Genomic DNA, 11,513 nt, shown 5'->3' on the forward strand with positions numbered 1-11,513 from the left:
ACAACGTAGTGCCGGAAACCCGTCCAGGTGCGGCTGCGAGACCGGTCCAGCCGGAGCGGAGGTGCCGCGCTGCGGGGGCCCGTTTGAGTCGGGCGCAATCCCGGCATAAGCCTCCAAAACGACGAAACTCGGCACAGTGACGATCGGTACGGAGGCAAGCGGTGGACCTGGAGAGTGTCGCGGACGAGCTGTACGGGCTGCGGCCGCAGGACTTCACCGCCGCGCGGGACGCCCGTGCGGCCGAGGCACGCCGCGCCGGCGACCGCGCGCTCGCGGGAAAGATCGGCAAGCTGCGTCGGCCCAGCCTGGCGGCCTGGGCGAGCAACCTCCTCGTCCGCGAGCGGCCCGAGGAGATCGAACCGCTGCTGCGCGTCGGCGAAGGTCTGCGGCAGGCTCACCACGACCTGGACGGGGCACAGCTGCGCGAGCTCAGCAGGCAGCAGCACCTTGTCATCAACGCCCTGTCCCGTCAGGCCCGCCAACTGACCGCCCAGGCCGGACACCCGGTCGGCGAGGATGTCCAGCGGGAGGTCGAAGGCATCCTCCACGCCGTGCTCGCCGACCCCGAAGCCGCGCGGGAGTGGGCCGCCGGACACCTGGTCAAGGCGTTCGACCAGACCGTCGGCTTCCCGGCCGCACCCGACGGCGCCCGTCCACGACCTGCCCAGGCTCCCCGCGCACGCAAAGAGGCCCGGCCCGCCCAGAGCCGTCAGCAGAAGGCCGATGAAGAGCGGCGCCGACGGCTCGAACAGGCCCGGCAGGACGCGGAGGAGGCCGAGCGCGTCCTCGAAGCCCGGCGGCAAGAGGCCGCTGCCGCAGACCGGCAGGCTGCGGACGCGCAGGCCACCGTGCAGACCGTCGAACAGCGCGTCAGCGAGCTGACCGAGGAACTCGCGAGGCTCGAAGAGCGGCGGCGTCAGGCCGAGACGGCCGCAGGCGAGGCACGCGAGCAGGCCCACGACGCGGACCGGCTTCTGCGGGAGGCGCGGCGTCGTGCCGAAACCACCGCAGCCAAAGTCACCCGCCTCGGCGCACGAGCCGGCGGGCGGCGCACGACGAGCGGGAAGTGAGAAGCCACTACTTGCCCGGTCAGCCGAGACCTCCTCCTGCCGCGATCTCGCCGGACCCCCGCTCGATCAGCCGGGTCGGCACGGTGACGGTACTGGTGGGTGACTCGTCGCCGTCGAGTCGGCGGAAGAGCATCTCGGCGGCCGTCCTGCCCAGTTTCTCGATGTCCTGCGCGATGACCGAGATCCCCGGACTGAGGATGTCGGCCAGGGGGAAGTCGTCGAAGCCCACGTGGGCGACGGTGTCCTGCAGGCCCAGGGCGCGCAGTGCCCGGACGGCGCCGATAGTGACGAAGTTCTGGCTGGTGAAGAGTGCCGTGGGCGGCTCGGGCAGCGCCAGCAGCTCCTTGGCGGCGGCGATGGCGGCGCTCTCGCTGGAGCCGACGTGCCGGACGATCCCGGCGTCGTACTCGATGTGCGCCAGCTCCAGCGCGTGCCGGTAGCCGTCGAAGCGCTGGGCCGCGGTGGAGATGGTCACCTGGTCGCCGAGGTAGGCGATGCGGCGGTGGCCGGACTTCAGCAGGTGTTCGATCGCGGTGACGGCGCCCTGCCGGTTGTCCGAGACGACGGTGTCCGCGTCGAGCAGGCTGGGCTCGCGGTCGACGAAGACCAGGCAGGTGCCCGAGCGCTGCTCGCTGATCAGGTAGCTGTGGTCGCGGCCGGCCGGGACGATCACCAGGCCGTCGACCCGGCGGTCGATGAGAGCCTGGGCCAGCTCCCGTTCGCGGGCCGGATCCTCGTCCAGGCTGCCCACCAGCACCAGGCTTCCGCGCCCGCGGGCCACGTTCTCGACGGTGCGGGTCAGAGCGGCCGAGAAGGGGTTCGCTGCGTCCTCGACGAGCATTCCGATCGTGGCCGTACGGCCGTCCCCGCGGCGCAGGCTGCTGGCGGTGAGGTTGGGCCGGTAGCCCAGCTTGTCGGCCGCTTCGCGCACCCGGGCGGCGATGGCCGGATCGACGGTGGGGACCTCGTTGACCACGCGCGAGACCGTCTTGATGGCCACGCCGGCCAGTGCCGCCACCTCACGCATGGTGGGGCGGCTGCGGGGGGCCCGTGGCGGCGGCTCGCCCTGAGTCATCGTTGTCTCCCACTCGGTTGCGCGTTACCCACTCGTTGCGGACGCATGTCTACCAGTGCCTTGACGGACTCGTCCATACGGGCCCAGTATCCCGGTCAGTCAACGTTGTCTCAGCGTGGACCACGGGACGGCTCCGAAAGGGATCTAGCCATGAACATCTCCTCCAGCCAGGCGTCGAGCCGCCGCAGTCGGCGCACCCGGGCGGCAGCGATCGGGGTCACCGTGTGCCTCGGTGCCACCCTCGCGGCCTGCGGTTCCTCCGACTCCGGCTCCTCCTCGTCCGGTTCGGGCGGCGGCGGGAAGGTGGGTGTCTCGCTGATTCTGAAGACGCTCACCAACCCGTACTTCGTCAGCATGGAGAAGGACGCCAAGACCCAGGCCGCCAAGGACAACGTGAGCCTCACGGTCGCGGCCGGCAACTCCGACGGCGACACCCAGACGCAGATCACCGCCATCGACAACGCCATCTCGCGCGGCGACAAGGGCATCCTGATCACCACCAACGGCGACGCCGTCAACGCCGCGCTGAAGCGCGCCAAGCAGGCCGGTCTGTTCGTGATCGCCCTGGACACCGCGCCCAACCCGCCGAGCGTCGCGGACATCACCTACGCCACCGACAACGAGCAGGCCGGCAAGCTCGACGGCCAGTACGCGGCGGCGGCCCTGAACGGCAAGCCCGCGGTCATAGCGATGCTCGACCTGTTCAACAACCAGGTCGTCTCCGTCGACATCCAGCGCGACCACGGCTTCCTGGAGGGCATGGGCATCGACCCGGGCAGCAAGACGGAGAACGGCAAGGAAGCCAAGTCCGGGAAGTACACCGGCGGCAAGGGCGGCACGTACAAGATCGCCTGCCACCAGCCCACCCAGGGCGCCATCGACGGCGGCCGCACCGCCATGGAGAACTGCCTCTCCTCCAACCCGGACATCAACGTCGTCTACGCGATCAACGAGCCCGCGGGCGAAGGCGCGTACAACGCCCTGAAGGCGGCTGGCAAGGAGAAGAACGTCGCCATCTACGCGATCGACGGCAGCTGCTCCGGCCTGAAGAACGTCACCAGCGGTGAGTTCGCCGCCGACGCCGTGCAGTACCCGGGCAAGATGGCCGCCCTCGGCGTCAGTTCCATCGCGAAGCTGGCCCGCGGCGGCAGCAAGCCCAGCGTCACCGACGGCAAGACGTTCTACGACACCGGCACCGCACTGGCCGCCGCAAAGTCCGTCGGCGGTCTGAAGGTCCAGTCCCCGTCGCAGGCCGCGTCCGCCTGCTGGGGCAACTGACCCCGTCCGTGCCGGGCGCGCCGCCGGTCCCCGACCCCGGCGGCGCGCCCGCGCCACACGTGCCCATGAGTTCGTACGAAGGCCCGCACGCGGAAAGATTCCGGAAGGACCCCCTGTGACCACCCACGTGGACAGTCAAGCCACACCGGCACCGGCGGAGGAGTTCCTCAACCGGCCCGCCACCCCGGCCCAGCGCATCCACTCCGTGCTGCACCGGCAGCCCGCCCTCAGCCCGGCGATCGTCCTGGTACTCGCCGCGATCGTCTTCTCCCTGGTCAACGACCGCTTCTACGCGCTGCAGAACCTGTCGCTGGTCGCCCAGCAGGTGGCCGTCATCGGCTCGCTCGCCGTCGGCCAGACCGTCATCATCCTGACCGCCGGCATCGACCTGTCCATCGGCGCGGTCATGGTGCTCGCCTCGCTGCTAATGTCCAAGCTCGTCGCCGACAACCACCTTCCGGGCGTGGTGGCCCTGCTCGCCGGAGCGGCCGTCGCCGTCGCCGCCCAGGCCGTCAACGGCCTGCTGGTCACCAAGATCAAACTGCCGCCGTTCATCGTCACCCTCGGCACCCTGAGCGTCTTCACCGCCATCACGCTCATCTACGCCAAGGGCCAGACCGTCTCCCTGCAGCCGGGCAACATCCTGATGTGGAGCGGCGAGACGATCTCCATAGGGCAGTTGAACCTGACCTACGGCGTCCTGCTCATGATCGCCCTGTACGTGGTGATCGGTTACGCCCTGCGCTACACCGCCTGGGGACGGCACCTGTACGCCGTGGGCGACGACGTCGAGGCCGCCCGCCTGGCCGGCATCTCCGTCAACCGGGTCCTGCTGAGCGCCTACGTGGTCGGCGGTTTCGCCATCGCCGTCGGTGCCTGGATCCTCGTCGGCCGGGTCGGCGGCGGTGACCCCAACAGCGGTCTCAACGCCAACCTGCAGTCCATCACCGCCGTGGTCATCGGCGGCACCAGCCTGTTCGGCGGGCGCGGAGTGGTGGTCGGCTCGCTGATCGGCGCGCTCATCGTCCAGGTCTTCGTCAACGGCCTCGCGCTGGCCGGCATCGACCCCAACTACCAAGTCCTCGCAGTCGGCGTCCTGGTGATCGCGGCTGTCTCCGTCGACCAGTGGATCCGGAGTGTGAAGTCGTGACGACCACCACCGCCCCCGTGCTCGAAGCCAAGGGCCTGGTCAAGGTCTTCGGCAGGGTCGTCGGCCTCAACGACGTCGACCTCACCCTCTATCCCGGCGAGGTCCTCGCCGTCATCGGCGACAACGGCGCCGGCAAGTCGACCCTGATCAAGTGCCTGTCCGGAGCCCTCGTCCCGGACCGGGGCAGCATCCTCGTCGACGGCAAGGAGGTCGCGTTCAAGCGGCCCCAGGACGCCCGCGAGGCCGGCATCGAGACCGTGTACCAGACCCTGGCGGTCGCCCCGGCGCTGGACATCGCGAGCAACCTGTTCCTGGCCCGCGAGATCCGCCGCAAGGGCGTGCTCGGCTCGGTGTTCCGCATGCTCGACACCGGCGAGATGAAGAAGCAGGCGGCCGACCACATCAAACGGCTGGGCATCAGCACCCTGCAGAACATCAACCAGGCCGTCGAGACCCTCTCCGGAGGCCAGCGCCAGTCCGTCGCGGTCGCCCGGGCGGGTGCCTTCGGCGGCCGGGTCGTCATCCTCGACGAACCCACCGCCGCCCTCGGCGTGCGCGAGACGGGCCAGGTGCTCAAGCTCGTCCGCGACCTGCGCGACCAGGGCCTCGGCGTCATCCTGATCAGCCACAACATGCCCAACGTCTTCGACGTCGCCGACCGCATCCACATCCAGCGCCTCGGCGGGTGCGCCGGGGTCATCACTCCGCAGTCGCACTCCATGGAAGACGCGGTGGCCATCATGACCGGCGCGAAGAAGCTCGTTCCGGAAGCCGGCTGAGGCAGAGGAGCACGACCTCGTGAAGAAGACCCTGTACGCCGAGTTCACCGCCCGTGAGGGGGCGGAGGCCGACGTCGCCCTCCTGCTGCGGGAGTACGCCGCGAAGGTGCGCGAGGAGGAGGGCAACCTCGCCTTCGACAGCTACACCCGAGCCGGCGACCCGCGCGCCTTCTGGATCTTCGAGGTGTACCGGGACGAGGACGCCTTCCAGGCGCATCTGAAGGCTCCCTACGGCGCCCCGTTCAACGCCGCCCTCGCACCGCTGATCGAGGAGGACGCCTCTGTGCTGACGTTCCTCGATCAGCTGGAGTGACGCGGCCCGCTTCGGTCGCATTCGCCAGGGCCCTTCCGGTGTTCCTCCCCGCCCACCGGACAGGGCCCTGGTCCATGTCCGCGACTCCGCAGATCTCCCCACCTGTCTGAGGTCCGATGTATCGGCTTTCATGGGATGTTCAACAGCGCTCAGCTCGAACGCTGTTGGGTAGAATGGATGGTAACGGGCCTAATTGGCAGGGGAATTTGCTGCAGCCCTCTGGACGTCTCCTCCGCTCCGCCTCCAGAATCCATCCGATGTCTCTCGGGTGGTCTCGTCCTGCGGGACGCCCATGGACGCCGCCCCCCACCCCCAAGGAGCCGCTCCGTGTCCGCTGCCCCTCTCAGCAGGCGCTCGCTCATCAAGGCCGCCGCCCTCGCCGGAGGTGCCGTCGCCTTCGGACTGCCGCAGATGGTGTGGCCCGACCGTGCCGAGGCATACACCGTGCCCTCGAAGATGGCCTGGTGGTACCAGGCCCGGTTCGGCATGTTCATCCACTTCGGGTCCTACTCGTACCGCGGTCACGGCGAGTGGGCGTTCTACAACGAGAACTGGGCCAAGGCCGACTACCAGACCCAGGTCAGCGGGCACTTCAGCCCCACGTCCTTCAGCGCCGCCACCATCGCCCGACTGGCCGCGGACGCCGGCATGAAGTACCTGGTGATCACCGCCAAGCACCACGAGGGCTACGCGATGTGGAACACGGACGTGGCGAGCTTCAAGGACACCACCGGCACCAAGGAGTACGACCTTCCGGAGTACAGCGGCTACCAGCCCGATCTGCTGGCGCAGTTGAAGACGGAGTGCGAGAACCGCGGCGTCCGATTCGGCCTCTACTACTCGATCATGGACTGGAACCACTCCTCGCAGACCGCCAACCACAGCACCGTCTACAGCACCATGTCCTCGCAGTCGGCCCGCACCGCCTACATCACCGACATGAAGGCGCAGTTGAAGGAGTTGCTGGACCGCTACGACCCGGCTGTCCTGTGGTTCGACGGCGACTGGTGCGGCAACCCCGCCACCCCTACCCTCGACGACTGGTGGATCAAGTCCGACGGCCAGGACCTGTACGACTGGCTGATCGGCCAGAAGCCCGGCCTCATCGTCAACGAGCGGGTCAAGCGCGACCTCGGTCTCGGTGACTTCCAGTGCCCGGAGCAGACGGTGCCCGGCACGCCGCCGGACCGTCCTTGGGAGACCTGCGCGACCATGAACGGCGCCTGGGGCTACGACGCGTCGAAGGAGAATTCCTACCGTTCCGTTCGGGCCATCCTCCAGGAGTTCATCACGGTCGTCTCCCGGGACGGCAACTACCTGCTCAACATCGGCCCCAAGGCGGACGGCACGGTCACCGCCGGAGCCACGAACATCCTCAACGGCCTGGCCACCTGGATGAGTACCTACGGCGAAAGCGTCTACGGCACCAGCGGCAGCCCCTTGGCCGCCGAGCCGACCTGGGGCAGGTGCACCGCGAAGAGCGGCAGGCTCTACGCCCACGTCTTCACCTGGCCCACCGACGCAGTCCTCCGGATTCCGCAGATCCACAACACGATCAACCGCGTCTACCTGCTCAACGACCCCTCGAAGACGCTCTCCCACACCGTCGGCGCCGGCACCATCGACGTCACGGTGCCGGCCACCGCGCCGAACGCCGATGTGTCGGTGGTCTGCGTCGAGGTCGACGGCATGCCGGCGGTCCTCGCCGACGGCGTCTACCGACTGGTGTCCGCCCGCAGCGGCAAGGCCCTCGACAACGCCAACCGCACCACCGAGGGCGGCGCGGTCGTCCAGTGGACACCCGACGACGGCACCCCGCAGCAGTGGCAGGTCACCAACCTGGGCCACGGCTACTTCAAACTGGTCTGCATCAACAGCAACAAGGCCCTGGACAACGGCAATTCGACCGCCGACGGCGCCACGGTCATCCAGTACACCCCGAACACCGGCACCCCGCAGCAGTGGGCGATCGCGGCGCTGGGCGGAGGTGCCTACCGTCTCACCAGCCGCAACAGCGGAAAGGTCCTCGACAACGGCAACGTCACCACCCAGGGCAGCAGTGTGATGCAGTGGTCGTGGAACGGGGGCTCCCCGCAGCGGTGGACCATGACGAAGATCGGCTGACGTCCCCGGGTCCGGGCGCCCACCTCATCCGGCCGATGTCATGCGGCCGACGCCTGTACTGCGCCCCGCCGCCAGGAGTGCAGCGCCGAGGTCCGCCACCGTATGGGGGTCCGAAAGCGAACGGCCGGTGAGTTCCTCGACGCGGCGCAGGCGGTAGCGGACGGTGTTGGGGTGGACGTAGAGGCGCTGTGCCGCGGTCGCGGCCGAGCCGCCGGCCGCGAACCAGCTCTCCAGTGTCTCCAGCAGGCGCGTGCGTTCGAGACCGGGGAGGTCCAGTACGGGTTTCAGGACCCTGTTCATCAGCTGAGCCGCCTCGGCGGGAGCCGCGGCGACGAGCATGGCGAGCGGATTGTCGTCGAAGCGGGCCACCCCGGGGCCGTCGCCCGGCAGGCCGGCGAGAGCCAGCCGGGCGAAGCGCAGGGCCTGCGGTGTCTCGCGCAGCGAGGAGAAGCCGGGACTGACCCCCACCCGGGCACCGGCACGGCGCAGGATGCGCAGGCCGGTCGGCTCCGCATCCGGTGTTGTGAGGGCGATGAGGCCGATCTGCTGGTCGGGCAGCAGCCGCCAGGCGGACGGCAGGTGGGCCTGACGCAGCGCGGTCTCCACACCCGGCAGGGGCTCCTCGCCGGGGGAGTCGGCCGCCGCCGCGACGACCGCGTAGGGTCCTTGCTCCGGCAGGCCCAGTTCACGGGCCGCGTCCCACAAGGTGATGCGGTCGCCGATGACGCCGGTGAACAGCGCCTCCACCAGTGCCGAGCGGCGGGCGCCGCGCTGCACGGCCAGTTCGGCGGTGGTCTCCCGGTGCGAGGCGGCCACCGCCTGGGCGTAGAGGCCGAACAGCTGCCAGATCTGCGCCGAGCGGTCCACCAGCTGGGCGTCGGGAACCGCGGAGTGGGCGCGGGCCTCTGTGAGGATCTCCGACCAAAGGAACTCGAAGCCGATCCGGTACGCGTGCAGGACGTCCGCCAGCGGCATGCCCTGTTCGGCGCGGATCCGGCCGGTCTCCCGGGCGGGCTCGGCATCGGGCGCGCCGGCTCGGCGCAACTGCCTGAGCACCAGATCGGCGTTGTCGGTGCAGGACCGGCACAGCGAGTCGAACGGGATGAGTGACTCGTTCCGGTAGGCGGGGACGTTCGACCGAATGCGGTCCGCGACCCGCTCACCCAGCCCGGGAAGCTGGTCCTGGATCGCCGCGATCACCTCCGAGAGTTCCATCATCGCAGATTAACGCCCCCTTTTTGTTCCCGGGAACAGATGGAGCCGGGCAATGATGTCACCGCGTCCATAGCTGGAGACATGCGGTCTGAGCACCATGGCGTTCGCGTGTACGACGGATCTCAACGGTGAGTTCATGGAGGCGGGCGTGGCCAATTTGTCGGAGTTCCTGGTGGAGACCGCGGCTGCGCGGCCCGACCGTCCGGCGCTGCGGCTGGGGGACCACACCATCTCCTACGCGGAACTGGACGCCGGCAGCGCCCGCGCGGCCGCGCTGCTGCGCGCCGAGGACGTGCGCCCCGGAGACCGGATCGCCCTGATGCTGCCGAACGTCCCCGAGTTCGTCGTCCTCTACTACGGCGCCCTGCGCGCCGGGGCGATCGTCGTACCGCTGAATCCCCTGCTGAAGGAGCGGGAGACCGCCTACCACCTCACCGATTCCGGCGCCGTGCTGCTGTTCGAGTGGCACCAGGCGCCCGGCGAGGGCACCCAGGGGGCCGCAGCGGCCGGGGTGCGACGCGTGACGGTGGAGCCGGCGTCCTTCGCCGCGCTGCTGGCCGAGCACGAGCCGTCCACCGAGGTGGCGGGCACCGCCGACGACGACGTGGCCGTCCTGCTGTACACCTCCGGCACCACCGGCAAGCCCAAGGGCGCCGCGCTCACCCACGGCGGGCTGCGGCACAACACCGAGGTCATGAAGGTGCACGTCACGCGGATGACGCCGGACGACGTGGTGGTGGGCTGTCTGCCGTTGTTCCACATCTTCGGCCAGATCTGCACGATGAGCGTGGCCGTCCGCAGCGGCGCCTCGCTCACCCTCGTCCCGCGCTTCGACCCGCAGACCGTCCTGGATGCCATCGCCGACGACCGGGCGACCGTCTTCGGAGGCGTGCCGACGATGTACGCGGCCCTGCTGCAGCATCCGGCCGACGCGGACGTGACCAGCCTGCGGATGTGCGTCTCCGGCGGTGCGTCCCTGCCGGTCGAGGTCCTGCACGGCTTCGAGAAGCGCTTCGGCTGTGCGGTGCTGGAGGGCTTCGGCATGTCCGAGACCAGCCCCGTGGTCACGTTCAACCACCTCGACCGTCCTCGCAAGGCCGGCTCCATCGGCACGCCCATCCGGGATGTCGAGGTCCGGCTGCTGGACGACAAGGGCCGGGACGTGGCCGCGGGCGAGATCGGTGAGCTGGCCGTGCGCGGCCCGAACGTGATGAAGGGCTACTGGAACCGTCCCGAGGAGACCGCGGCCGCCATCCCCGACGGCTGGCTGCGCACCGGCGACCTGGCCCGGCGGGACGAGGACGGCTACTTCTACATCGTCGACCGCAAGAAGGACATGATCATCCGAGGTGGATACAACGTCTACCCGCGCGAGATCGAGGAGGTGCTGCACGAGCACCCGGCCGTCGCCCTCGCCGCCGTGGTCGGCGTACCGCACCAGCAGCTCGGCGAGGAGGTCGCGGCCGCCGTGGTCCTGCGCCCGGACGCCCGGGCCACGGCCGAGGAGCTGCGCCAGTACGTCAAGGACCGGGTCGCCGCCTACAAGTACCCCCGTGTCGTGCGCCTGATGGACACACTGCCGATGGGACCGAGCGGCAAGATCCTGAAGAGGGAGATCAGCGCCCGGGCGGCGAGCCCGCGCCTCGCCACGAGCGGGGTCGGCGAGGGCGACGGCCTCTGAGCTGCGGCAGGTGCGGCGGGCGCGTGCCGGGCATCATGGGATGTGCGGCGCGCGCGTGCCGGGGATCAGCCCTGTGCGTCCACGAGCTGGCGCCATGTCCGGTTGCCCACGATGCCGTCCGACGTGAGGCCGTTGTTCGTCTGGAACCACCTCGCCGCCGCCTCGGTGTGGGGGCCGAACTTGCCGTCGACGGACAGCGGCGGACTCCAGCCGAGTTCGTTCAGCCGGCGTTGGATGTTCTTCACGCCTTCCGCGACGGTCCCCGTCCTGGCGAAGGGCTGGTCGGCCTCCAGGCGTTCGTCGCGGCTCGGGTGGTCGGTCAGCCATTGCGCCAGGTCGTCGGGCAGATCGGCCGGCCCGTGCTCCTCGCCGCTCCGCCATCCCTCCACCCGCTGGATCTCCTGGGCGAAGGCGGTCCTCTGGTCGTCGTCGAGTTCGGCCAGTGTGGTGTCGGTGCCGACCTGCAACGCGTCGGCGATGCGTTGTGCGTATGCCTCGGGGTCGTTCGCGCCGTGCCCGGCGGGAGCGTAGGCCCGCATCACGTCGAGCACCGTCTTGCCGCCGCGGTGTTCGAGGTACTGGCGGACGGCCGCGAAGCCCGTGTCCTCATCCGGGAAGATGGCGAATATGTCGTTGTGCTTTCCGGTGTAGGCGCCGTACTGCTCCGCCTCGCCGGAGCTGATGATGTTCCCCGGATTCTGGTCGTTCCACGACGCGGTGCCCCCTGTGCGCATCACTTCCTCGAAAAAGACGTGGTCGATGCCGAGGATGCTGATGACATCGCCCGGTTCCACATCGGATACGTCGGTCCAGCCCATGGTGTCCTCC

General features: G+C 69.6%; 10 protein-coding genes. 7 read left to right on the forward strand and 3 right to left on the reverse strand.

Annotated elements, in window-relative coordinates:
- Nucleotides 1-161: 161 nt before the first annotated feature.
- Nucleotides 162-1,070, forward strand: coding sequence for a hypothetical protein (locus ACIGDI_RS39060; protein ID WP_399906991.1), 909 nt, complete (start codon nt 162-164; stop codon nt 1,068-1,070).
- A gap of 19 nt (nt 1,071-1,089) precedes the next feature.
- Here the strand turns inward: ACIGDI_RS39060 and ACIGDI_RS39065 are convergent, their stop codons facing one another.
- On the reverse strand, nt 1,090-2,145 hold the full coding sequence (locus ACIGDI_RS39065; protein ID WP_399906993.1) for a LacI family DNA-binding transcriptional regulator: 1,056 nt from the start codon (nt 2,143-2,145) through the stop codon (nt 1,090-1,092).
- A gap of 150 nt (nt 2,146-2,295) precedes the next feature.
- Between ACIGDI_RS39065 and ACIGDI_RS39070 the strand changes: the two genes are divergently transcribed.
- The 5 genes from ACIGDI_RS39070 to ACIGDI_RS39090 all read left to right on the forward strand — a co-directional run bounded on the left by ACIGDI_RS39070 (nt 2,296) and on the right by ACIGDI_RS39090 (nt 7,789).
- A complete protein-coding gene (locus tag ACIGDI_RS39070) occupies nt 2,296-3,423 on the forward strand; it encodes a substrate-binding domain-containing protein (protein WP_399906995.1) in 1,128 nt (375 codons plus the stop codon).
- 115 nt (nt 3,424-3,538) lie between these two features.
- On the forward strand, nt 3,539-4,573 hold the full coding sequence (locus ACIGDI_RS39075; protein WP_384817310.1) for an ABC transporter permease: 1,035 nt from the start codon (nt 3,539-3,541) through the stop codon (nt 4,571-4,573).
- Nucleotides 4,570-5,352 (forward strand): ATP-binding cassette domain-containing protein, encoded by a 783-nt coding sequence (locus ACIGDI_RS39080; RefSeq protein WP_142148495.1) that lies wholly within the window; start codon nt 4,570-4,572, stop codon nt 5,350-5,352. The genes ACIGDI_RS39075 and ACIGDI_RS39080 overlap by 4 nt, the downstream gene beginning before the upstream one ends.
- A gap of 19 nt (nt 5,353-5,371) precedes the next feature.
- Nucleotides 5,372-5,665, forward strand: a complete 294-nt coding sequence (locus ACIGDI_RS39085; RefSeq protein ID WP_399906998.1) for a putative quinol monooxygenase — start codon at nt 5,372-5,374, stop codon at nt 5,663-5,665.
- Between the two features lie 327 nt (nt 5,666-5,992).
- Entirely contained in the window at nt 5,993-7,789 is a 1,797-nt protein-coding gene (locus ACIGDI_RS39090) for an alpha-L-fucosidase (protein WP_399907000.1), read from the forward strand.
- Between the two features lie 24 nt (nt 7,790-7,813).
- On the opposite strand, the gene ACIGDI_RS39095 is transcribed toward ACIGDI_RS39090, so the two are convergent.
- Complete coding sequence (locus ACIGDI_RS39095; RefSeq protein ID WP_399907002.1) at nt 7,814-9,004, reverse strand: PucR family transcriptional regulator; 1,191 nt, start codon at nt 9,002-9,004, stop codon at nt 7,814-7,816.
- A 148-nt stretch (nt 9,005-9,152) separates the two neighbouring features.
- On the opposite strand from ACIGDI_RS39095, the gene ACIGDI_RS39100 reads away from it, so the two are divergent.
- Nucleotides 9,153-10,685 carry a long-chain fatty acid--CoA ligase gene (locus ACIGDI_RS39100; RefSeq protein ID WP_399907003.1) on the forward strand — a complete coding sequence of 511 codons (1,533 nt, stop codon included), beginning with the start codon at nt 9,153-9,155 and terminating at the stop codon, nt 10,683-10,685.
- A 65-nt stretch (nt 10,686-10,750) separates the two neighbouring features.
- Here ACIGDI_RS39100 and ACIGDI_RS39105 read toward each other — a convergent pair whose 3' ends face one another.
- Entirely contained in the window at nt 10,751-11,503 is a 753-nt protein-coding gene (locus tag ACIGDI_RS39105; RefSeq protein WP_399907005.1) for a peptidoglycan-binding protein, read from the reverse strand.
- Nucleotides 11,504-11,513 lie beyond the last annotated feature (10 nt).

The organism is Streptomyces sp. NPDC085900, assembly GCF_044540925.1.
Lineage (GTDB): Bacteria > Actinomycetota > Actinomycetes > Streptomycetales > Streptomycetaceae > Streptomyces > Streptomyces gilvifuscus.